20 protein-coding genes are annotated in these 23,130 nt (G+C 39.3%); 17 read left to right on the plus strand and 3 right to left on the minus strand.

Annotated elements, in window-relative coordinates; all coding sequences use genetic code 11:
• The first annotated feature begins 128 nt into the window (after nt 1-128).
• The 3 genes from AB986_RS13695 to AB986_RS13705 are packed head-to-tail and all read left to right on the plus strand — an operon-like array spanning nt 129 to nt 3,477.
• Entirely contained in the window at nt 129-1,355 is a 1,227-nt protein-coding gene (locus tag AB986_RS13695; protein WP_048311675.1) for a glycosyltransferase family 4 protein, read from the plus strand.
• The gene (locus tag AB986_RS13700; RefSeq protein WP_048311676.1) at nt 1,352-2,470 is read left to right on the plus strand and encodes a glycosyltransferase family 4 protein; all 1,119 of its coding nucleotides are present in this window, start codon (nt 1,352-1,354) and stop codon (nt 2,468-2,470) included. The genes AB986_RS13695 and AB986_RS13700 overlap by 4 nt, the downstream gene beginning before the upstream one ends.
• 41 nt (nt 2,471-2,511) lie before the next feature.
• A complete protein-coding gene (locus AB986_RS13705) occupies nt 2,512-3,477 on the plus strand; it encodes an LCP family glycopolymer transferase (RefSeq protein WP_048311677.1) in 966 nt (321 codons plus the stop codon).
• Nucleotides 3,478-3,690: 213 nt separating this feature from the next.
• Here the strand turns inward: AB986_RS13705 and AB986_RS13710 are convergent, their stop codons facing one another.
• Both AB986_RS13710 and AB986_RS13715 read right to left on the minus strand, forming a co-directional pair.
• Nucleotides 3,691-4,770, minus strand: a complete 1,080-nt coding sequence (locus AB986_RS13710) for a glycosyltransferase family 4 protein (RefSeq protein ID WP_048311678.1) — start codon at nt 4,768-4,770, stop codon at nt 3,691-3,693.
• A 203-nt stretch (nt 4,771-4,973) separates the two neighbouring features.
• Nucleotides 4,974-5,606, minus strand: a complete 633-nt coding sequence (locus AB986_RS13715; protein ID WP_048311679.1) for a YigZ family protein — start codon at nt 5,604-5,606, stop codon at nt 4,974-4,976.
• A gap of 487 nt (nt 5,607-6,093) precedes the next feature.
• Between AB986_RS13715 and AB986_RS13720 the strand changes: the two genes are divergently transcribed.
• Both AB986_RS13720 and AB986_RS13725 read left to right on the plus strand, forming a co-directional pair.
• Nucleotides 6,094-7,245 carry a sensor histidine kinase gene (locus tag AB986_RS13720; protein WP_048311680.1) on the plus strand — a complete coding sequence of 384 codons (1,152 nt, stop codon included), beginning with the start codon at nt 6,094-6,096 and terminating at the stop codon, nt 7,243-7,245.
• A 3-nt stretch (nt 7,246-7,248) separates the two neighbouring features.
• Nucleotides 7,249-7,953 carry a response regulator gene (locus AB986_RS13725; RefSeq protein WP_048311681.1) on the plus strand — a complete coding sequence of 235 codons (705 nt, stop codon included), beginning with the start codon at nt 7,249-7,251 and terminating at the stop codon, nt 7,951-7,953.
• Nucleotides 7,954-8,465: 512 nt separating this feature from the next.
• On the opposite strand, the gene AB986_RS13730 is transcribed toward AB986_RS13725, so the two are convergent.
• Nucleotides 8,466-9,395 (minus strand): C40 family peptidase, encoded by a 930-nt coding sequence (locus tag AB986_RS13730; RefSeq protein ID WP_048311682.1) that lies wholly within the window; start codon nt 9,393-9,395, stop codon nt 8,466-8,468.
• 305 nt (nt 9,396-9,700) lie between these two features.
• On the opposite strand from AB986_RS13730, the gene AB986_RS13735 reads away from it, so the two are divergent.
• The 12 genes from AB986_RS13735 to AB986_RS13790 all read left to right on the plus strand — a co-directional run bounded on the left by AB986_RS13735 (nt 9,701) and on the right by AB986_RS13790 (nt 23,109).
• Nucleotides 9,701-10,549: a DegV family protein gene (locus AB986_RS13735; protein WP_048311683.1), complete on the plus strand. Its 849-nt coding sequence runs from the start codon at nt 9,701-9,703 to the stop codon at nt 10,547-10,549.
• Between the two features lie 28 nt (nt 10,550-10,577).
• Nucleotides 10,578-12,062 (plus strand): ATP-dependent helicase ComFA, encoded by a 1,485-nt coding sequence (locus AB986_RS13740; RefSeq protein WP_048311684.1) that lies wholly within the window; start codon nt 10,578-10,580, stop codon nt 12,060-12,062.
• Nucleotides 12,062-12,772, plus strand: a complete 711-nt coding sequence (locus tag AB986_RS13745) for a ComFC family protein (protein ID WP_053216189.1) — start codon at nt 12,062-12,064, stop codon at nt 12,770-12,772. Before AB986_RS13740 ends, AB986_RS13745 begins: the two co-directional genes overlap by 1 nt.
• A 140-nt stretch (nt 12,773-12,912) precedes the next feature.
• Nucleotides 12,913-13,113 carry a cold shock domain-containing protein gene (locus tag AB986_RS13750; protein ID WP_048311685.1) on the plus strand — a complete coding sequence of 67 codons (201 nt, stop codon included), beginning with the start codon at nt 12,913-12,915 and terminating at the stop codon, nt 13,111-13,113.
• 217 nt (nt 13,114-13,330) lie between these two features.
• Nucleotides 13,331-13,891 carry a ribosome hibernation-promoting factor, HPF/YfiA family gene (gene hpf / locus AB986_RS13755; protein ID WP_048312883.1) on the plus strand — a complete coding sequence of 187 codons (561 nt, stop codon included), beginning with the start codon at nt 13,331-13,333 and terminating at the stop codon, nt 13,889-13,891.
• A gap of 220 nt (nt 13,892-14,111) precedes the next feature.
• Nucleotides 14,112-16,634 carry a preprotein translocase subunit SecA gene (secA, locus tag AB986_RS13760; RefSeq protein WP_048311686.1) on the plus strand — a complete coding sequence of 841 codons (2,523 nt, stop codon included), beginning with the start codon at nt 14,112-14,114 and terminating at the stop codon, nt 16,632-16,634.
• A 188-nt stretch (nt 16,635-16,822) separates the two neighbouring features.
• A protein-coding gene (prfB, locus tag AB986_RS13765) for a peptide chain release factor 2 (RefSeq protein ID WP_152670995.1) occupies nt 16,823-17,933 on the plus strand; the annotation gives its coding sequence in 2 pieces (ribosomal slippage) (nt 16,823-16,894 and nt 16,896-17,933; 1,110 coding nt in all).
• A gap of 265 nt (nt 17,934-18,198) precedes the next feature.
• Nucleotides 18,199-19,071 carry a YitT family protein gene (locus AB986_RS13770; protein WP_048311687.1) on the plus strand — a complete coding sequence of 291 codons (873 nt, stop codon included), beginning with the start codon at nt 18,199-18,201 and terminating at the stop codon, nt 19,069-19,071.
• 43 nt (nt 19,072-19,114) lie between these two features.
• Entirely contained in the window at nt 19,115-19,498 is a 384-nt protein-coding gene (locus AB986_RS13775) for a c-type cytochrome (RefSeq protein WP_053216190.1), read from the plus strand.
• Nucleotides 19,499-20,116: 618 nt separating this feature from the next.
• Nucleotides 20,117-20,803 (plus strand): cell division ATP-binding protein FtsE, encoded by a 687-nt coding sequence (gene ftsE / locus AB986_RS13780; protein ID WP_048311688.1) that lies wholly within the window; start codon nt 20,117-20,119, stop codon nt 20,801-20,803.
• Nucleotides 20,793-21,686: a permease-like cell division protein FtsX gene (ftsX, locus tag AB986_RS13785; protein WP_048311689.1), complete on the plus strand. Its 894-nt coding sequence runs from the start codon at nt 20,793-20,795 to the stop codon at nt 21,684-21,686. Before ftsE ends, ftsX begins: the two co-directional genes overlap by 11 nt.
• 52 nt (nt 21,687-21,738) lie before the next feature.
• On the plus strand, nt 21,739-23,109 hold the full coding sequence (locus tag AB986_RS13790) for a murein hydrolase activator EnvC family protein (protein ID WP_048311690.1): 1,371 nt from the start codon (nt 21,739-21,741) through the stop codon (nt 23,107-23,109).
• Nucleotides 23,110-23,130 lie beyond the last annotated feature (21 nt).

Here is a 23,130-nt window from a genome sequence, read left to right on the forward strand (position 1 = left end):
AAGGAGCTGTAAATTTTCCTTTACAGCTTCAACGGTTTCAGTAATCAACTTTTCATTCGAATCTTAACGAAGTATAATGGAAGAAGTGTTTAAATGTCGTATTCTTGTTAAGAGGGAAAGGATTTATTATGAAGATTCTGTATATATCTCAACATTTCCCCCCGGAGATAGGTGCAGCGCAAGCGCGTGCCTATGATATGTCAATGAATTTAGTAGAAGAAGGCTGTGATGTAACGGTTGTTACTGCTTTTCCTAATCATATTTCTTCTAAAAAGTTCATCAAATCCAGCAAACATCTTGGTTTGAAGGTTATTCGTTCTTTCGTCGTACAAGATACGAAGAAAAGTACGCTACGTAGAATGTTGAATTATTTATCGTTTATGGTGACGTCGATTCTTTCAGGTTTATTTGTAAGCAAACCTGATGTTGTATTTGCTACAACACCTCAGCTGTTTGCTGGTCTATCTGGTTATGTACTAAGCAAACTGAAGCGTGCGAAATTTGTCATCGAAGTGAGAGATCTATGGGTCGACTTTGCCGAGGTTTTAAACCAAATCAATAATAAAAAGCTATTAACACTTGCGCGTAAGCTTGAGTGGTTTCTGTTTAACCAGGCAGATCATATTATCGTTGTGACGCATGGATACAAGCGCTACCTTGTTGAAAAAGGGATATCGGAAGACAAAATTGATGTAATTACAAATGGTGTTAATCCTAACGAAACGGGTGAACTGTTGCCTGAAGATGGAAGAACAATTCGAAATGAATATGGACTTGAAGATCAATTCATTATTCTTTATGCAGGCAACATGGGAATTGCGCAGGGGCTTAATACAGTTCTCGAAGCGGCAGAGCGCCTTAAACAAGATCATTCTATAACGTTTGTTCTTATTGGAGAAGGTGCTGAGAAGGATCGACTGAAGACCTACAAAGAAGAAAAAGGTCTTCATAATGTATTAATCCTAGATAGCCGAGCAAAGCAGGAGCTAAATGGGTTTTATGCAGCAGCAGATCTTTGTTTAGTGATCTTGAAAAATCATCCGCTTTTCGAAATCACCATTCCATCTAAATTATTTGATTGCCTAGCAATGAATAAGCCTGTTTTACTAGGAATTGGTGGAGAATCAAAGGATATTGTGAAAAGCTTGAATGCAGGATTATTTTTTGAACCTGAAAATGCCGAGTCACTTGCCAATGTCGTTGTCGAAGCGGCGTCCAATCCAGAAATCATGGAGCTCCTAGAAAAGGACGTTAGGAGCAAAATGCTCTTAAGGTATAACCGTCAGGAGCTATCGAAGAATTTAGCTCAATTACTGCAATCCACTCTCTATAGTGTAAAAGGTTGGTCTCAATGAAAAAAGCGTGTGTCATCACTTCCATCCATTCACCTTATGATGGACGTATTTATCACAAACAGTGTAAAAGTTTAAAAAGAGCCGGTTACGATGTTGTTCTCATTGCTCCTGAACCAGAAGTTCAGGAGTCTGAAGACATTCCTCTTATCACTTTTAAGCGTCCTTCAAGTATTAAGGAACGAATACTATCTACTTTCCATCTATATAAATTAGCAAAAAATACAAATGCGGACATCTACCATTTTCATGATCCAGAACTTATGATTGTAGGCGTAATGATTGAAATGGTGCTAAAGAAGCCCGTTATTTATGATGTTCATGAACATTATCCAAATACAATAATGGGAAGAGAGTATATTCCTTCCGTCATTAAAGTACCGATGAAATTTGCTTATATTGCAGTAGAAAAAATCGCGCTTATGAAAATAAGCGGTGTGATCTATACAACGGAGGAAATTGGTCGCCGTTATTCATCTTATAAGGGATGCAAAATTGAAAATTATCCTCTTAAACAAATGTTTCCAGAAGGAAAAAGAGAGAAAGATCCGCATCAACTTATCTATTTAGGTGGGATTACAAAAATTAGAGGCGTCCTTGAGCTTGTGGATGGTTTTAGTCAAGCAGTTGGTAATGCTCCTCAAGCAAAGCTTCTTTTTCTAGGAAGTTTTGAATCTGATGCATTTAAAGAAGAAGTATTTAACCTGATTAAGGAAAAGGGGATTGAAGAGAATGTATCCTTTATAAGCAGGGTACCCTACGAACAAATATCCTCCTATGTTAATCGCTCATCGATTGGTATTCTTCCATATTTGCCATATCCTAACCATCTTGTAGCGCTACCTAACAAGTTATTTGAATACATGGCAGCAAGCAATGCCATTATTGCTTCAGACTTTCCTCATTATAGGAAGGTGATGGAAGATAGTCAGGGTGGACTTGTGATTAATCCTGAAGATTCTAGAGACATTGCCGAAAAAATTACACAACTATTAAATCAACCTAACGAAACGGCACAACTGGGCGATAACGCTAGAAAAGCCTTTGAAAATAAGTATAATTGGTCATGCGAAGAAAAAAAACTCCTTGAATTTTACCACACTTTGTTACGAAGGTAACGGTAAAGAATGAGAAGTTTGGAAAAAGCGGGGAATGAATAATGAAAAAGAAGCAATCAAGGATGAGAAGAAGGCGAAAAAAGAGTTTTTTTCGCAGAACTTTAACTTTTGTACTTCTCGTTGTTTTGATCCTTATCGGGTATGGCGCATATCTTGCTTATAATGCCTATGATGCCGCATCAGGCTCCTATCAGGGGCTCTCACGAGGCGATAAATCAGCTTTACGAGAAGCAGAGGTCGCGGTTACGAAGGATCCTATATCAATTCTTATTATGGGTATTGAAGACTATTCAACAGGTGGAGAGAATGGACGTACTGATACGTTGATGGTCGCAACGATTGATCCAGATACGAAAAAAGTAAAATTACTAAGTATCCCTCGTGACTCTAGAGTACAAATTGTAGGCAAGGGAATCGAAGATAAGATCACCCATGCTCATGCATATGGTGGAACCGAAATGACCATTAATACAGTCGAGAACTTTCTAAATATACCAATCGATTATTATGTAAAAGTAAACTTCGAAGGTTTTAAAGATGTAATTGATGAGATCGGCGGCATTACTGTTGACGTTCCATTTGACTTCATTGCTCACACAGATGTTCCGGGTGGTAGGGCAGAGTTTACGGAAGGTCCAATGAACCTTGATGGAACGGAAGCTCTTGCTTATGCGAGAATGCGGAAAAGTGATCCACGAGGCGATTTTGGAAGAAGCGATCGACAGAAACAAGTGATTAAAGCTGCTATGGATGAAGTCTCTTCAGCTTCAGGTTTAATGAAGCTAGATGATATTGCGCAACATATCGGCAACAACATTGAAACGAATCTTAAACCAACTGAATTGTTTGCTTTGCAAAAAGCATACTCAGGTGTTAGCTCATCTAGCATTGAAAGCATGACGTTCGATGGAACGGACCAACGAATAGACGGCGTCTATTACTTTATCCCAACAGATGAGAGTGTTGCTTCATTAAGTCAGGAGCTAAACGCTATTTTGACCCAATGAGGTCTTACGTTAGCTCAATAGACAAAAGAAAGGCTCTTTTCTAATAAAAGAATTTAAAATAAAAAACCACACGTTGCTAATTGGAGCGGAAGGTGCTCAACGCCCGCCCCGCGGAAAGCGAGTACCTGAAGCGGAAATCCCCCCACTCTTATAGCAGCAATGTATACGAAAAGAGCCAAAGAAAAAAGCATCTGCACATGTGCGGATGCTTTTTTAACGTTTCATCGTGCTTGTAAAGATCAGAATTTTCTTCAGAGTATTGATCAGTGGTTTACGCTGATTTCCCATAGCACCAATTAGCTCAGCAGTAAATTGAATCACGACTAGGAGTAACACCAGCAAGAACAGAGATCCCCAAAGGGTAGATGCTGAGAAAAGAATGGCTGATACGCCAAAGAAGAAGCTGAGTAGATAAATGATGATAACGGTAGACTGATGAGAAAATCCAATGGCTAATAAACAATGGTGAATGTGAAACTTATCAGGCGTTGATATTTTTTGCTTCTTCATAATTCTTCTTATAATAGCAAAGAATGTATCAAATATTGGAACAGCGAGAATAATGACAGGTATAATAAGACTGAAGACTGTAACGCTTTTAAATAAACCTAACATCGAAATGACCGATATAGAGAAACCGAGGAAAAGCGCTCCCGTATCTCCCATGAAAATACTGGCTGGATGAAAATTAAAGATCAAGAATCCGAGCGTACTACCTATAAGGATCACGGCAAGGGCTATAACAACTAACTGTTGATCGAGAACAGCCATAGTTAAAATGGATCCTATAGCAATTGTAGAAACGCCTGCTGCTAAACCGTCTAATCCATCAATTAAATTAATGGAGTTCGTGACTCCTACGATCCAAAGAACAGTAATGATGAAACTCATAAAGCCAAATTCTATTCGACCTACAAATGGAAGTGAAACAAATTCAACCTGCAGTCCTGAGGTTGCAACGATAACAGCTGCAATAATTTGACCAATTAGCTTTACTTTAGGTGAAATAACGAATTTATCATCAAAAACACCGAGGAAAATAATAAGTGTTCCAGCAATAACAACCTCGGTCATATACGGTGAATAAGGCATGAGGTAAAGAAAACCAGCAGCAGTACCAGCGAAAATAGCGAGTCCGCCAGCTGAAGGCATAACGCCTTTATGGACTTTACGTTGATTTGCGTTGTCAGCAATTTTAAATTTAAGCGATAAACGTTTAACAATAGGTGTCGCAATAATTGCAACGGCTATTGAGATCAAAAACGCTATTATATATTCCGTTAACGAATACAATGAAATCCCCCTCTAATTGAGGAATAGTAACTCATTCCTTCCATATCATATCAAAATAAGTAGTTATTGCAAGATGTTTCTTGTGGTCCCTTTTTCTCGAAATTCGTCAATTAACTACAGTTTCCCCTGATGAGGGCCTTTCATGTTGAAATGGAGCGATTCATATAATTACCAGTACCCTTTTCTGCTAAGGAGTAACCATTTTAGACATCATACTCATTATATAATTGTCCATCCTCAGTGATTGAAGCTTGACCACTAGTAAGGTTCGTTATCCACTCTTTAAATGTATCTTCAGAACCGCTTTCCACAAATGTAATAACTTGAACTTGCTCTAAATAATGAATGTCGTTCAATAAATAATTCGATGATCGAATTTCATTTTCGACTTTACCTAATAAAGTATAATCAATTTTGATAGATATCCTTGTCATGAGTTTGCGCTCGACAATACCTGTTTCATTAAGGCCTTCAGAAACAGCCTGTCCATAAGCCCGGATTAATCCCCCTGCCCCAAGTTTGATTCCTCCGAAATAACGGGTAACGACAACAGTAGTATCTTTTAGATGACGCTTTTTCAATACTTCAAGCATAGGTACGCCCGCTGTACCTGAAGGTTCGCCATCATCGTTTGCTTTTTGTATAAGGTCGTGCTCACCAATTAAATATGCAGAGCAATTGTGGTTCGCACTGTGATGTGTTTTCTTAATATACTGTATAAAGTCCTGGGCTTCTTCTTCTGTTGTTGTTCTTTTCACATGAGTAATAAACCGTGATTTCTGTATCACAAGTTCATTTTGTCCATCACCTTTGACGGTATAATATGAAGTGAGCATGTTGATTCCTCCAGATAATCCTTGAACATTACTAGGAATGAAAGGGATTTGTTTGTTATCATCGAATACTACATAATTAAAGGTTTTCTATAATGGATAAGAATAGGCTATTTTCGTAGACATTGTTACTATAATAGTGGGAGAATTTCAGCTCCAGGATGCTCGCTTTCCGCGGGGCGGGACACTTGAGCCTCTGTGGGGTCTCACCTGTCCCGCTGGTCCCGCAGGAGTCGAGCAGCCTTCCGCTACAATTAGCAAAGTGTGGTTTTTTATTCAATAATTGATTCAAAAGCAACAATCTATTAATAAAAGCCTAAGAAAAGTCCGACGTGTGTCTTTCTTATTATAAGTGCCTTAAATAAATCCATCAAATATATATCCTCAAGTCATAAACAGACGGCCACATACGAATTTTGTAAAAGAAGTACTTTTGGACTATCTTTTCTTTTCCCAATGGCCGTCCCTTGAAGGAATGGAGGAGTTTAGCTTGGATAGTCAAAAGCTGGATCCAAATGCGTTAGATGTCATTCTAGACAGGACAATGGAGAGCATCAACACGAGTAAGTCGAAATTGTTCGAAATTGGAGAGCATTCACATGATGAACGCCAGGAGATTAATGAGCAGCTTCTATTATTAAGAGAAGAGCTTGAAACTGTGAAGAACCAAAAGCATGAGTGCATTAAGCAAGATCAAATCGCTCGTGCGGAGCTTGTGAAGATCAGTAAGAACTTCCATGACTATGGGGAACCGGTAATCAGAAAAGCGTATGAGGAGGCTTCCAACGCCCAAATAAAGCTATCTGTAAGTAGTGAGAAGGAAATAATGTTGAGAGATCAAATTTCTGACCTCGAAAACCGTATAAGTTCTCTCCAAAATACGTCAGAAAAAGCAGAGTCGTTTATGAGTCAGATCTCAACTGTCCTAAGTTACTTGGGAGGGGAGCTCAGACTTTATGGCGAAGTGATTGAAGATGCTCGTAGAAAGCAAGAGTATGGGCTTCGAATTATTGAGGCGCAAGAAGAAGAAAGAAAGCGTCTGTCGCGTGAAATCCACGATGGTCCGGCTCAAGTATTAGCGAATGTTCTATTGCGCTCACAGTTAATTGAACGAATTTACGAGAAAAAGGGTAAAGACGAGGCCTTTAAAGAAATTAAGGATATGCGATCTTTAATTGAAGATGCATTGAAAGAAGTGAGAAGACTCATTTATGACCTTCGTCCAATGGCGTTGGACGATTTGGGATTAATTCCTACACTGTTGAAGTATTTGAACAAGGTAGATGACCGCTCTGATGCAATTATTTACTTTGATTATAATGAACGTATTCAAAGACTTCATGTTCGATTAGAAGCAGCAATATTCCGTCTTGTGCAAGAAGCGGTGCAAAATGCTTTAAAGCATGCAGAAGCAAGTGAAATAAATGTTGACCTGAGTCTTGATGGTGATAAGATTGTGGTAGCCATTGAAGATAATGGAATTGGATTTGATGTAAACGAACGGAAAGATCAATCATTTGGATTAATCGGGATGAAAGAACGAGTGGGATTATTAAATGGTACGATTCAGGTTCGTTCAACGCCGAAAAAGGGTACATATATATTAATCAGAATCCCGATTCATGAACAGGAGGGCGTGTAAACGATGTATGCAGCAAAAACCAAAACAAAAATTGTTATAATAGATGACCATCGCTTGTTTCGCGAGGGAGTTAAACGTATTTTAGATATGGAAGACGATTTTGAAGTAATCGCTGAAGGTGATGATGGCGGAGACGCTCTTCGTCTTGTCGAAGATTACAAACCTGATGTTGTATTAATGGATATCAATATGCCACACGTCAATGGAGTTGAAGCAACGAGACAGCTTATTGATCAAGTACCCGCAACAAAGGTTATTATCTTATCGATTCATGATGACGAAACGTACGTGACTCATGCTGTGAAAACTGGAGCAGCTGGCTATCTCCTTAAAGAGATGGATGCTAACTCTCTTGTTGAAGCGGTGAAAGTAGTTGCTTCTGGTGGAGCTTACATTCATCCTAAGGTGACGCACAACCTTGTAAATGAGTATAGACGTCTTGCAACAGAAGGAAAAAGACCTTCTACGCAAATCGGTTATAAAGAAGTTGAATACCGCAAACCGCTTCATATCTTAACGCGAAGAGAATGCGAAGTACTTCAGCTACTAACAGATGGAAAGAGTAACCGCTCAATCGGTGAAGATTTGTTTATTAGTGAGAAGACAGTTAAAAACCACGTGTCTAATATTCTTCAAAAGATGAATGTTAATGACCGTACACAAGCTGTTGTTGAAGCAATTAAAAAAGGTTGGGTAAAGGTGCGCTGAGGCGCATCTTTTTTATTGGCTTTTTCTTAAGGCTATGTTAATGAACAATGTTGATATTTGGCTCATTTACGCCGTGTGGTGCCCATTCGCTTCGAGCAAATGAATTTGCTCAGGCGAATGGGCACCACACGGCGACCTTTCAGCAGAGCTGAAAGGCGAGTGAAACTGAGGTTTCACTCGAATGAGCCAAAAATCGAGAAAGCCACAATTTGAGCTAACATAGCCTTTCTTAAAGACTATTGCTGTAAGAGTGGTGTAATTTCCGCTGCAGGATGCTCGCTTTCCGCGGGGCGGGACACTTGAGCCTCCTCGTCGCTAACGCTCCTGCGGGGTCACACCTGTCCCGCTCGTCCTGCAGGAGTCGATCATTCTTCCGCTTCAATTAGCGAAGTGTGGTTTTCATACAAAGTTACTTTTCCCTTATAGCAAAAGTAACAATGCTGTCGCACACAGCTAATTATTTGAACATAAAAAAAAGAACCTCCGATTCGAAGGTTCTTTCTCTTATTTTATTATACGCGCTTAGCACCAAGGTAACGTGGAGCCCAGTAAGAGTTGTCCATATCACTAATTGTTACTCCGTAAGAAGAAGAAGAGTGGATGAACTGACCGTTACCGATATAGATTCCAGCGTGAGATGGTCCAGCTTTGTAAGTTTCAAAGAATACAAGATCGCCAACAGATGGTGAAGAAACGCTATCTGTTGCATTCCAGATGCTTGCTACAGTACGCGGGATTGACTCCCCAGCTTTGTTGTATACGTATTGTAGGAAACCGCTGCAGTCAAATCCTGATGGTGTAGTCCCTGCCCATACATAAGGTACGCCGATGTATTGCTTTGCAATGGATACAAGAGAAGAGTTAGAAGTTGATGCACTCTTCACTGAAGAAGATGATTTGCTAGCAGATGCAGCACCAGAAAGTGCTCCAAATGTGTTTGGTCCAGCAACACCGTCAACGCTTAAACCATTTGCACTTTGGAAGTTACGAACAGCCTGTTTAGTAATGGAGCCGAAAACACCATCTACTGAATAGCTGTAATAACCTTTTGATTTAAGTTGGCTTTGAAGATTTTTAACAGTTTGACCGCGGTCACCGTAGCGAACTGTTCCGCTGTTTGAAGAATAGCTGCTAGATTTAGAGGAAGATGATTTAGATCCAGTAAGCGCGCTTACTGTTTGTGGACCAACAACACCATCAACACTGATTCCTGCGCTACGTTGGAAATCACGTACACCGTCTTCAGTTACCGTTCCGAAATATCCTGTTGCTCTATGGTAGTCAAAATATCCTTTATCGTCTAATACGTTTTGAAGTTCAGTTACGTCAGAGTTGCTCATGCCATTGTATAGGGTACGGTCGCCTAAAGCTGCTTCACTTACGGATGGTGCAAACAAAAGAGTACCTGCGAGTGTAGTAGTGATCACGACTTTCTTAAACATTATGTAATTCCCCCTGATTTATAAGTTTAAACATTAAATTTTCTCTATCACAAATGCTAGTCTACATGATTGAGATAACAGAACGATGAATATAACATTACAATCAGGTAACAAAATAACTGCCTAATTTACTAATTGCATCATTTTACGACATTTACATTAAAAAATGTGGGGTATAATGGTTGACAAATATTATCAAAAATATTATAAGCTCCTGTTGGCACATTTACAAAAATACTCTATCATTAACTTGACTGAGTTTAGAATGAAAGTAAGCACTTAATAGATTGAAGAGAGGCGTTTTTATGAAAACAGTAGCAATCGTTACGGACAGTACCGCATATTTACCTAACGAAATGCTTTCTGAATATGACATTAGCATGATCCCGCTTAATGTTGTTTTTGGAAATGAATCGTTTTTAGAAGAGAAGGAGATCGGTGTAGACGACTTCTTCGAAAAACTCAGGAGTGAAAATGAATTCCCTAAAACATCCCAGCCGTCTATAGGAAGTTTCATAGAAACATATGAGAGATTATCGAAAACACATGAGGAAATTATAACCATTACTCTTTCGAGTGGAATAAGTGGAACATTCCAGTCTGCTTATTCGGCAGGTGGAATGGTTGAAGGTGCTGATGTTCATGTGTTTGATTCTGAGATTAGTTGTATGGTCCAAGGGTTTTATGTACTTGAAGCGGCTCGAATGGCGCAGGAAGGTTATTCAAGTGATCGTATATTAGAACGACTTAATGAAATGAAGAGCGAAGGAATGCATGCTTATTTTCTCGTAAACGATTTAAGTAACCTCCATAGAGGAGGCAGATTAAATGCGGCACAGCTAGTTGTTGGGAATCTCCTACAAATTAAACCTGTTCTGACATTCGTAGATAAACAAATAGTCCCTTATGAAAAAATCAGAACGAGAAAGAAGGCGTTAAACAAAATTCTTTCGTTGTTTGATGAATCAGCAAAGGATGGCGCACCTATAAAAGCGACTGTCATATATGCAAATAATAAAGAGGAAGCACTCAAACTGAAGTCTGAATTAGAAGAGAAGTATTCGAACGTAGAAATTATTCTAAGCTACTTCGGGCCAGTTATTGCAACCCACCTTGGCGAAGGTTCGCTTGGCCTTGGCTGGTACCGGACATGATTACCCTTTTAGGAAGGGGAGCAGGCTAATGAGGTTTGCTTCCCTTCAACTTAACAATTCAACTGTCCTCATCCCTGAGCAACTCTCCCCGACACAAGATTCATCCTTACTTCATCCCATTAGTTACTATAAGTCGTTTCCTCTTCAACCAATAGGCAAGTCCTTCAAGCCAAATTTTCAACTTCTCCAGGTTCTACAAGGGAAACATCTTTTAATAGATGAAATCCCTTTTCCTCTCTTGGATTTACATGCTCATTATTTGAACGGATTTATCCATATAGAAGCTGGTCTTCAGTTTAAAGAAGGCGAGCTTACGTGTATAAGATGTGGAAGCAAGCGGTCATTCTCCTCCTTTTCTTGTGCACGATGTAAAACGAAAGACTGCCGTTATTGTAGAAATTGTATCGTGATGGGAAAAGTTAGTTCTTGTTCACCGCTTTATTCTGCTTCTGCTTCTTTCCAACCAAAGGAATCTTCAATCTCACTTGAATGGACGGGGACATTATCAAGTGGCCAACGAGAAGCTTCTCAAGCTGTAACTCGTGCAATCAAACGAAATGAAGATCTACTTGTTTGGGCGGTATGTGGCAGTGGAAAAACGGAAGTGTTATTCCGAGGTTTAGAAGAAGCTCTTTCTCAAAACAAAACGATATGTATTGCAACGCCAAGAACAGACGTTGTTCTCGAGTTGTTTCCACGCTTTAAAAAAGTATTTCCTTCTATTGATCTATCGGCTCTTTACGGTGGAAGTTCTAAAGACTCTTCCCGATTTGTCATTTCAACTACACATCAATTGATCAGGTATAAGGAATTTTTTGATGTCATGATTATCGATGAAGTAGATGCATTCCCCTACAACGCTGATTCTTCTCTCCAGTATGCGGTTGAAAAATCCCGAAAAAAGACTAGTTCCCTCATTTATTTAACGGCTACTCCACCTAAATCCATGATTCGGAATCGGCAGAATATCGTTCGTATTCCAGCAAGGTTTCACGGCTTCTCACTTCCAATTCCATCTTTAACATGGATAGGAAATTGGAGGAAGAAAATAGAGAAAGAGAAGTTACCCTCTATTTTAATCGAATGGATCCAACAACAAATTGATGACCGAAAACCGGTATTGCTTTTTCTTCCTTCTATTAAGTTAATTGATAAAATAACACCTCTCTTAAACGAATACATTCAGTGCGAAGGTGTACATTCTGAAGATAAAGATCGTGTAAATAAAGTGATGAAGTTTCGAAACAATGAGCTACCAGTGCTTCTGTCCTCAACCATACTCGAACGGGGCATTACTATTCCAAATGTCTCGGTTGCTGTAATTGGTGCTGAGGATGACGTATTTACTGAAAGTGCATTAGTTCAGATTGCTGGAAGAGCGGGAAGAAGCAAGGATTATCCTGATGGCTCTGTAAGATTCTTTCATTATGGAAAGACAAATGATATGATAGCAGCTATTTGCCATATTAACGATATGAATCGAGAAGCGGATGAAAGAGGGTGGCTCAAATAGTGAGATGTGTCTGGTGTGGAGAAGATTTGGACAGAAAGGTATCGTGGCGCATCCTATTGGGATTAGCAGCACAACGCGTTATTTGTGACACCTGTCAGGCGGAGCTTGTTCCGATTACAGGTGAACTTTGTTTAACGTGCGGTCGTCCACTTTCGAAACTTAAACCTGAATACATCTACGATCACGATTGCTCAGATTGCATGAAGTGGCGTACTAGTGAATTTGGCGATGTACTAAAGTTCAATCGATCCTTCTATGAATACAACGATTTTATGAAAGACATTCTTGCTCTTTATAAATTCCGAGGTGATGTTGAAGCGGGAAGAGTATTTTCTGCTATTTTTCAGGATGAAATCAAGAAGTCTTATGCCTATGTTGATTACGTCATTCCAATTCCCTCTAGTTTAGAAAGGCTATATGAAAGAGGGTTTAATCAATGCGAGGTATGGATTGAAGGAACTGAGTTTCATGAGAAGCCTATTTTGTGCCGAGTTAACCATGAAGAAAAGCAAAGTAAGAAATCAAGAGCAAAGCGAATGAATCGGAAAGAAGACATGTTTCAGTTGCTTCCTAATGTGACCATGACAGGCAAAGCATGTTTACTGATTGATGATTTATATACGACTGGAACGACGCTTCATTATGCTGCAAAAACCCTTAAACATGCTGGCGCATCGCACGTATGTTCGTTAACATTATGCCGTGGCTAACCCTTTGTCGAAACTTTATTAAGAAAACGCCTTCATTCGAGCTAAATCAACAAAAACACCCCTTTGACAGTACTTTAAGCTGGGCGTATAGTTGATATATGGCAATGCCATGAAGATTTCTGAAGGGAATGTTGAACAAGATGCAGGGAAAAGTAAAATGGTTTAACAATGAAAAAGGTTTCGGATTTATTGAGAGAGAAGACGGTGACGATGTATTTGTTCACTTTTCTGCGATCAGTGGCGAAGGATTCAAATCATTAGAAGAAGGTCAAACTGTTGAATTCGAAATCATTGAAGGCGATCGCGGTCCACAGGCTGCTAACGTAGAAAAAGTATCTTAAATAAAAAATCCAATCATGAAGCTTCTATCATCATCGATAGAAGCTTTTTATATGCCCAAAAAAGGTAATAAAAAGTAATTGTGTAAATTTTTGTCGGATAATAGGGTGTTTTGTGAAAAAAACGTAAAAATAATTGGATTTTTTTTAAGTTTATAGAGGGTAATCAGAAGGGTATAACGAATATATAGTTATAGCATGGAAGGAGGAGTGCCACATGATGAATTTTAACATCCGTGGTGAAAACATTAAGGTTACACCTGCAATGAGAGAATATACTGAGAAGAAGGTAAGTAAACTTGAAAGGTATTTCGATACTCCACCTAATTCTGATGTTCATGTAAATATGAAGGTTTACAACGATCAGCAAATGATCGAAGTAACAATTCCAATGCCTAACCTTCTACTTCGAGCTGAAGAAGAGCATCAAGATATGTATGCAGCAATTGATTTAGTTGTAGAGAAGCTAGAGCGTCAAATTCGCAAGCATAAAACAAAAGTAAACCGCAAATTCCGTCAGGAAGGTAGCGTTAAATATATGTTCCGCGATGAACTTAATCCTACAACAACAAGCGTTGCTGAAGCTGAGGTAGATGAAGACGAACTACAGGTTGTGAAAACAAAGCGCTTTACATTCAAGCCAATGGACGTAGAGGAAGCAATTCTACAAATGGACATGCTTGGTCATAGCTTTTTCGTTTTCTCTAATGCCGTATCTGGTAGCACAGGTGTTGTCTACCGCCGTAAAGATGGAAAATACGGATTAATTGAGCAGGACTAAAGAATAAATGAACTAGGGCAGGGGATTTTTCCCCCTGCCCTTTAAATATGCAAGTAGCTTTCGTTCTATTGCTCATCATGATACGAATATGAAGGTACGGTTTTTTAACTTTCTTGTACCTCTAGCAACTAATTGTTAAAATAACTACATAGTATAAAAAATTCAAAGTTTAGTTAGATACATGATAGCACTCTACTGACAACAAAAGAGGAGCGTTTCTATGAAGGGTTTATTACGTAAGATTATACCGAATGGCAATGAGCGTCAGATAAGCCGCTTGCAAAAGATTGCTGATCAAGTGGAAACTTTTTCAGATGCAATGAAAAAGTTATCAGATGATCAACTTCGTAACAAAACGGAAGAGTACAAAGAGCGAATTCAAAAAGGTGAAAAGCTAGATAAAATGTTACCAGAAGTGTATGCAACCGTTCGCGAAGCATCTGAACGTGTTCTAGGCATGCGTCCATTTCCTGTTCAAATTATGGGAGCGGCAGCGCTACATGAAGGAAACATAGCTGAGATGAAAACGGGTGAAGGTAAAACGCTAAGTGCCACAATGCCCGTCTATCTTAATGCGTTAACTGGTAAAGGCGTACACGTCATCACAGTTAACGAATACCTTGCGAAGCGTGACGCAGAAGAAATGGGTGAGCTTTACAACTTCCTTGGCTTAACGGTTGGTTTAAATGTTAGTGGTCTTTCAAAAGAAGAAAAAGCTGAAGCATACGCTGCTGACATCACTTACGGAACAAACAACGAGTTTGGTTTCGACTATCTGCGTGACAACATGGTTCTCTATAAAGAAGAAATGGTGCAACGCCCGCTTCACTATTCCATCATTGATGAGGTGGATTCGGTTTTAATTGATGAAGCGAGAACGCCGCTCATTATTTCTGGAAGTGCTGAAAAATCAACGACGCTTTACATTCAAGCGAATCAATTTGTTAGGACACTAAAAGAAGAAGACGACTACAATGTCGATATCAAAACAAAGAACGTTCAGCTAACGGAAGATGGAATTACGAAAGCTGAGAAATTCTTCGCGATCGAGAACTTATACGATTACAAAAATGTGCAGTTAAATCATCATATTAACCAGGCGATGAAAGCGAATTTCATTATGCAACTGGATATGGACTACGTTGTACAAGAAGAAGAAGTTGTAATCGTTGACTCCTTCACAGGTCGTTTAATGGCTGGCCGCCGTTACAGTGATGGACTACACCAGGCTATTGAAGCAAAAGAAGGTCTTGTCATCCAAAGAGAGAGTATGACGCTTGCTACGATTACGTTCCAGAACTACTTTAGAATGTATGACAAGCTTTCTGGCATGACAGGTACTGCTAAAACGGAAGAGGAAGAATTCCGTAACATCTATAATATGAACGTTATTGCGATTCCTACGAATAAACCGATTGCTCGTATGGACTATCCTGATCTTGTTTATAAATCAACAAAAGGAAAGTTTCAGGCTCTTTCAAGAGAAATCGAAGAACGTCATCGTAAAGGACAGCCAATTCTAGTTGGTACAGTTGCTGTAGAAACGTCAGAATTGATTTCGCAATTCCTAAAAAAACAGGGTGTTCCACATAATATATTGAATGCGAAAAACCATGCTCGCGAAGCGGAAATCATTGAATCAGCCGGCCAAAAAGGTGCTGTTACAATTGCGACGAACATGGCTGGTCGTGGTACAGATATTAAACTAGGAACGGGTGTACTTGATCTTGGTGGACTGTTTATTCTTGGAACGGAGCGTCATGAAAGTAGACGTATAGATAATCAGCTCCGAGGACGTTCGGGTCGTCAAGGTGATCCAGGTGAATCAAGATTCTATATTTCAATGGAAGATGAACTGATGCGTCGATTTGGTTCAGATAACATGATGAATATGATGAATATGATGAATCGCCTAGGTATGGAAGAAGATCAACCGATTGAATCAAAACTTGTTTCAAGAGCAGTTGAATCAGCACAAAAACGAGTAGAGGGTAACAACTATGATGCTCGTAAGCAGCTTCTTCAGTATGATGATGTTATGAGACAACAGCGTGAAATCATATATGCGCAGCGCGCAGAAGTGCTTGAATCTGATAATCTACGTGAAATTGTTGAAACGATGTTAACTTCTGTTATTAATCGCGTGGTTGATGCACATACAGGTGATGAAGATATTCAGGAAGAATGGGATCACCAAGCGATCATCGACCATGCTAAAGGAATTTTCCTTCAAGAAGGCCAGGTTACTGTAAAAGACATTAAAGGTCTTGATAAAGAGGAAATCGTTGAACTACTTGTAGAGAAAATGAAGGTTAATTACGATGAGAAAGAAGAGTCGTTTGAGCCAGAGCGCATGCGTGAGTTTGAGAAAGTTATTCTTCTTCGCAGTGTTGATCGTAAATGGATGGATCACATTGATGCTATGGATCAGCTACGACAGGGAATTCATTTAAGAGCATATGGTCAAAACGATCCTCTTCGTGAATATCAATTCGAAGGTTATGAGATGTTTGAAGATATGGTTGCAGAAATAGAAGAAGAAGTGGCTACTTATATTATGAAAGCACAGGTTGAAAGTAATCTGAAGCGCGAAAAAGTAGCTGAAGGAAAAGCTGTTAATCCAAAAGAAGAAGGAAGCACTAAAGCAAAGCCTGTTAAGAAGAAGCAGGATATTGGTCGTAACGACCCTTGTCCGTGCGGAAGCGGTAAGAAATATAAGAATTGTCACGGCAAAGCAGAATAATATCGTGTTCAACTGAGCACTTTCCTGTCTCGCCTATCTGGTGAAGTCCCCCATCTTAAAGCGTATAACCAATACGTTGAGGTGGGGTTCACCTTTGTAACTAAACGAACTGAACTTGGAGTATGCTTCAAGCCGCTCTAGCAGGTTCACTCGATTGTATGGAAAATAACGAAGCTGAGGTGTACGCAATGGAAATGCATGAAATTCGTAGCGAACTAAACACAATAGAAACAAGATTAAATGATTTTAGGGGGTCTCTTTGACCTCGAAAATAAGAGAGCTCGGATTGATGAATTAGATATTCAAATGACAGATCCTGATTTTTGGAATGATCAGAATGCTGCTCAGAAAGTTATTAATGAATCAAATGCTTTAAAAGAGGTTGTTCATGAATTTGATTCGCTTCAAGAAGGGTACGAAAATCTTGAAGTTTCATATGAACTAGTAAAGGAAGAAAATGATCAGGAACTGTTTGAAGACCTTGAGGTTGAAATTAAAGATCTGAAAAAAACAGTCAATCAATTCGAATTAACACTTCTCTTAAGTGAAGAGCACGATAAGAATAATGCGATTCTTGAACTTCATCCTGGCGCTGGTGGCACAGAGTCGCAGGACTGGGCATCTATGCTTCTCCGTATGTATACACGTTATGGAGAGAAAAAAGGGTTCAAAGTAGAAACGCTTGATTATCTACCTGGTGATGAAGCGGGAGTAAAGAGCGTAACCTTGAACTTTAAAGGACATAATGCTTACGGCTATTTAAAGGCTGAGAAAGGCGTTCATCGTCTCGTTCGTATTTCTCCGTTCGACTCAAGTGGGAGACGTCATACATCATTTGTTTCCTGTGAGGTTATGCCTGAATTTAACGACGAAATTGAAATTGATATTCGAACAGAAGATTTAAAAGTTGATACGTATCGTGCAAGTGGTGCTGGTGGACAGCATATCAACACGACCGATTCGGCTGTCCGAATTACGCACTTGCCTACAAATGTTGTCGTTAGTTGTCAGGGAGAGCGGTCTCAAATCAAAAACCGTGAACAAGCAATGAAAATGCTGAAAGCTAAACTGTATCAATTGAAAATTGAGGAACAGGAAGCAGAGCTTGATGAGATCCGAGGCGAACAAAAGGAAATTGGTTGGGGAAGCCAAATTCGTTCGTATGTTTTTCATCCTTACAGCATGGTGAAAGATCACCGAACAAATGTAGAAGTTGGGAATACTCAGTCGGTTATGGATGGAGACCTCGATCCATTTATTGATGCTTACCTACGATCACGTTTAAATGAGAATAAATAAAAATACGAAAGCCTCTGTTTCGAACAGAGGCTTTTTCAATTGTTTAACTAATTTCAACTGAGGTGGGGCAAAGTAAAAAAGAAGAAAAGGGATAATGAAACCTTGGAGTTACTTCGAAATTGATAAGGGGAATGCAACACTTCAATCTGATAACGCGCTGCTACAATGCGGTTTACACCCTAAATGCCCGGTGATATACTACTGAAGGATTTTGCTGAAAATTCGGCAGGGACGAAAAACATACAATAAGTGAGTGAATGCCTTTATGATTGCAACGTTAGCGAAGTTTACAGCCAAAAGAGTTTCATTATCACACAGAATATTAGAGTACATAAGCGTTATAGTAGGATCTGCCATTGTTGCGATTGCGTTTAACCTCTTCTTACTTCCGAATAGTATTGCCTCAGGTGGCGTAAGCGGAATTAGTACGATTACGAAAGGGGTGTTCGATTGGAAACCTGCATACGTCCAATGGGCATTTAACATTCCTTTATTTATAAGTGGATTGATTTTTCTTGGAAAGAAGTACGGTCCGAAAACCCTTGTTGGTACTCTGTTTCTTCCATTTGTCGTTAAATTAACGGAGAACGTTGAACCAGCTACGACAGATCCATTACTAGCTGCATTATTCGGCGGTCTTGGAGTAGGACTTGGTCTTGGGATCGTTTTTAGAGGGAAAGCGTCTACTGGTGGAACAGATTTAGCTGCACAGATTGTAAACAAATATAGTGGTGTTTCGCTAGGAACATGCGTCTTTATGATTGATGGGCTGATCGTCGTCGCATCAGCTTTTGTATTCAGCCTTGAAGAAGCACTTTATGCGCTCATCGCAATGTACTTAACAGGAAAGACGATTGATGTTGTACAACTAGGCCTAGGTTATTCCAAAATGGCTCTCATAATTTCAGATAAAGAGGAAGAGCTTCGTGAAGGAATTATAACAGTAGTCGATCGCGGTGTAACTCGAATTTCAGGACAGGGTGGCTATACAAACGATAAGCGCCCGATCTTAATGGTCGTTGTCGCACAAAACGAAGTAACGAAATTGAAGCAACTTGTTAAAGATGTTGACCCTTCTGCATTTGTAATTGTTTCAAATGCAACTGAAGTGTTGGGTGAAGGTTTTAAAAGAGAGTAAGCAGGTAATAGTAATGTAAAAAGATTCATTAGGAGTGAAATAATTGAAAAAGTGGATGAGTATGGTGCTTGGAATGGTTCTGATTCTAGGACTAGCTGCGTGTGGTGGCGGTAACGAAAACGGTGGAAATGAAAGCTCTATGAATGATGGATCCACAAACAACTCTTCAGATAAGACGAGCGAGTCTTCTGGAGAATATGACGCTGAAGCAGCACGGGCTACGTACGAAGCTAATTGCTTAAGCTGTCATGGTGAGAATTTGCAAGGTAAAGTAGGTCCTGGGTTAACTGCTGTTGGTTCAAGCTATTCAAAAGATGAAATCTTGAACATTATTCAAAACGGTAAAGGCCAAATGCCAGGTAATATTCTTAGAGGAGATACCGAAAAAGAAGAAAATGTAGCTAAATGGCTAGCAGATATGAAATAAAGATCAGTCGGCACTCGCATAAATGTGAGTGTTTTTTTATTAAGGTTCTTTAGAATAGATTGTTTTCGTAGCTTTTTTTGCTACAAGGAGAATGGTTGATTTCCGCCCCAGCCACCGTTCGTATGTAAATTTTATTTTGAACCAACTCAAGAACAACTATTTTTTGAAAGTCTATTTTCTAAAGGCTCCTTTCTAATAGATTGTTGCTTTTGAATCAATTATTGAATAAAAACCACACTTCGCTAATTGTAGCGGAAGGAGGCTCACCGCCCGCCCCGCGGAAAGCGAGCATCCTGGAGCGGAAATTAACCCAATCATATAGCAACAATGTCTAGGAAAAGAGCTTTAAAATAAGAGTAGTAATAAAGTTTAAACAGAACGGATTGTATAAAAATGTAGATTGTGTAAGTTTCTATAAAATATTAATGCGTCATTGCAGAAGATGTCATATTAGCACGAAGTTGAAACAGAAATGTAATAAAAATTTGTCCTAAAATAGCGAAATTGTCTGTTATAATATCTACAGATGTAAAAGATACATTAGATATTTACTATACTTAAAAACCTGAATCCTAAGAGTTTGCATCGAGAAATTAAGCAAGTAGGAAGTGGTATATTTTGATCGAAATGAAAGATGTATGGAAAACATACAACAATGGAATTAAAGCCATTAATGGAATTGATATTAAAATAGGTAAAAGTGAGTTTGTATACATAGTAGGACCAAGTGGAGCTGGTAAATCCACCTTCATGAGGATGATGTATCGTGAAGAAGTGCCTACAAGCGGAACAATCATTATCAATGGAAAAGATGTTGGCAAAATGAAGAACAAGCACGTCCCTAAACTTCGTCGCGAAATCGGCGTTGTTTTTCAGGACTTCAAACTTCTTCCAAAGCTAACCGTGTACGAAAACGTCGCTTTTGCTCTTGAAGTCATCGAAGAAAGCAAAGCATCTACTCGCAAGCGAGTCATGGAAGTTCTAAGTCTCGTAAATTTGAAGAACAAAGCAAGGTTTCTACCAGATGAACTATCTGGAGGGGAACAGCAGAGGGTTTCAATAGCAAGAGCGATCGTGAATAATCCTAGCATTCTGTTAACGGATGAACCAACCGGGAATCTGGATCCAGAAACGGCTTGGGGGATTATGGATTTATTAGATCAAATTAACAATCGCGGTACGACTGTTATTATGGCAACTCATAATAAAGATATTGTGAATACATTCAGAAAACGTGTTATTGCAATTGATGGCGGTTTAGTGACCCGTGATGAAGCAAGAGGTGAGTACGGGTATGAAAATTAAAACGTTTGGTCGTCATGGAAAAGAAGGTTTCAAGAATCTTGGTCGAAATGGCTGGATGACCTTTGCTTCTATTTCAGCTGTAACCGTGACGTTACTTCTTGTAGGTGTTTGTCTAGCACTGCTACTCAACTTAAATGCTTTTGGTGATCAGCTTGAAAGTGATGTTGAAATTAGTGCATTTGTTGACATAACAGCTAAACAAGAACAACAGGACGAACTAAAGAGTAAAATTGAGAATATTTCAGAAGTTGAATCAGCCACTTTCCAATCGAAAGAAGAGGGGCTAGATCAATTAATTGATAATCTTGGGGATGAAGGCGAAGTTTTCGAATCCTTAAGAGAAGAAAACCCATTGAGCGATGCTTTTCTTGTGAAAACAAAGGATCCTCAAGACGTTAACAAAGTTGCGGAAGAAATTGAGCAACTAGAAAATGTACAGAACGTTGAATTCGCAGAAGATACGGTGAACAAGCTATTTAAAGTTCTGGAAATCGCACGTAATGTTGGACTAGCTCTCGTAATCGGATTACTATTTACAGCTATGTTCCTCATTTCAAACACTATTAAACTTACAATTGTTGCTAGAAGTCATGAAATAGAGATTATGAAATTAGTAGGTGCAACAAATTGGTTTATTCGTTGGCCATTTCTAATAGAAGGAGTCTTAATTGGGATATTGGGTGCGCTCATACCAATTGGAATTTTAATTTACGGTTACTATTATTTAATCGACTTAATCGCAAATCGTTTTCCGACTTTTATTATCGACTTACTACCAGTAACGCCTTTCGTTTATCAGCTATCAGGACTTCTCGTCGTTCTGGGAGTTATTATCGGGGTCTGGGGAAGCCTTACGTCAATGCGTAAGTTCTTGAAAGTTTAATGACACAATTACTAGATAAATAGATTCATCTATATCGGGGGAGGAACAAAGATTGAAGAGTAAATTGATCGCAACAGCATTAACATTAACTCTAGGATTTGGCGGATTAGCCGCAGCACTTCCGGAAACTACGGTCGCAGCAAATCTTGATGAGAAATTAAATGACGTAAAAAAGAAGCAATCAGAAAATGAGCAGGAGCTTAAAGAAAAAGAGTCTGAGCTTGCTGATGTACATGAAGAACAAGAAGACGTGCATGCAGATATTGAACGTCTTGAAAACGAAATAGCTGAAACGGACGATCAGATTTCAGCAAAAGAAAATGAAATCAATAAAACAAATGAAGAAATTGATCAGCTTAAAGAAGAAATTGCTGTTCTTGAAGATCGCATTGCTGAACGAGACAAGCTACTGAAAGATCGCGTTCGTTCCATGCAACAAAACGGTGGCGGAACTGTCGACTACATGGAAGTATTACTTGGATCTAAAGACTTTGGAGATCTAGTGGAACGTGTTCTAGCTCTTAATACAATTGCGGATCAAGATAAAAAGATTCTAGAAGAACATAAAGCCGACAAGCTTTCTGTTGAAGAGAAAAAAGCGGAAGTCGAAGAGAAGCTAGCATCACTACAAGATCAAAAAGCTGAACTTGAACAGCTTAAAAAAGACCTTGATGCTAAAAAAGCTGAAAAAGATAAACTTATGGAATCCCTTGAAGAAGAAGAAGGCGAACTTCATAATCATATGATGGATTTAAACGAAAGTGCTGAACTTTTACAAGCACAAGAAAAGGCTGTTCAGCAAGAAATTAAGCGTGCTGAAGAAGAAGCGCGTAAAGCAGAAGAAGCACGCAAAGCAGCTGCAGCAAAGGCAGCTAAAGAGAAAGCGGCTAAAGAGAAGGCAGCAGCCGAAGCAGCAGCGGCAGCTAAAAAAGCAGAGAAATCTTCTAGCTCAAGTGAAAGTAGCTCAAATTCTGCACCAGCTCCAGCACCAGAGCCGGAACCAGCACCAGCTCCTGCCCCAACAGGTAGCGCAATCTTTAACAAACCAGCAGCAGGTCCGATCACATCTGGATATGGAAGCCGCTGGGGTGGCATGCACGAAGGAATTGATATTGCTCGAGCTGGAGATACACCTGTAAGTGCAGCTGCAGCAGGTACAGTTCTTAAATCTTATCACTCAAGTTCATACGGTAATGTAGTATTTATTACTCACAGCATTAACGGTCAAATGTATACAACAGTTTACGCTCATTTGAAAAACCGTGCTGTATCTACTGGTCAATCGGTAAGTGCAGGTACTTACCTAGGTACGATGGGTAATACTGGTAGATCAACTGGGAAGCATTTGCATTTTGAAATCCACAAAGGTGGATGGAATGCTAGCAAGTCAAATTCTGTTAACCCAATGAACTACCTTCGTTAATCTATCGAAAGTATCGACTCT

Source organism: Guptibacillus hwajinpoensis (assembly GCF_001039475.1).
Classification (GTDB): domain Bacteria; phylum Bacillota; class Bacilli; order Bacillales; family Guptibacillaceae; genus Guptibacillus; species Guptibacillus hwajinpoensis.

Bases quoted from the DNA above. Each gene is read 5' to 3' on its own strand.
- AB986_RS13695 (WP_048311675.1), top strand. From the start codon at position 129: ATGAAGATTCTGTATATATCTCAACATTTCCCCCCGGAGATAGGTGCA.
- AB986_RS13700 (WP_048311676.1), top strand. From the start codon at position 1,352: ATGAAAAAAGCGTGTGTCATCACTTCCATCCATTCACCTTATGATGGA.
- AB986_RS13705 (WP_048311677.1), top strand. From the start codon at position 2,512: ATGAAAAAGAAGCAATCAAGGATGAGAAGAAGGCGAAAAAAGAGTTTT.
- AB986_RS13715 (WP_048311679.1), bottom strand. From the start codon at position 5,606: ATGCTCACTTCATATTATACCGTCAAAGGTGATGGACAAAATGAACTT.
- AB986_RS13725 (WP_048311681.1), top strand. From the start codon at position 7,249: ATGTATGCAGCAAAAACCAAAACAAAAATTGTTATAATAGATGACCAT.
- AB986_RS13730 (WP_048311682.1), bottom strand. From the start codon at position 9,395: ATGTTTAAGAAAGTCGTGATCACTACTACACTCGCAGGTACTCTTTTG.
- AB986_RS13735 (WP_048311683.1), top strand. From the start codon at position 9,701: ATGAAAACAGTAGCAATCGTTACGGACAGTACCGCATATTTACCTAAC.
- AB986_RS13740 (WP_048311684.1), top strand. From the start codon at position 10,578: ATGAGGTTTGCTTCCCTTCAACTTAACAATTCAACTGTCCTCATCCCT.
- AB986_RS13750 (WP_048311685.1), top strand. From the start codon at position 12,913: ATGCAGGGAAAAGTAAAATGGTTTAACAATGAAAAAGGTTTCGGATTT.
- hpf (WP_048312883.1), top strand. From the start codon at position 13,331: ATGAATTTTAACATCCGTGGTGAAAACATTAAGGTTACACCTGCAATG.
- secA (WP_048311686.1), top strand. From the start codon at position 14,112: ATGAAGGGTTTATTACGTAAGATTATACCGAATGGCAATGAGCGTCAG.
- AB986_RS13770 (WP_048311687.1), top strand. From the start codon at position 18,199: ATGATTGCAACGTTAGCGAAGTTTACAGCCAAAAGAGTTTCATTATCA.
- ftsX (WP_048311689.1), top strand. From the start codon at position 20,793: ATGAAAATTAAAACGTTTGGTCGTCATGGAAAAGAAGGTTTCAAGAAT.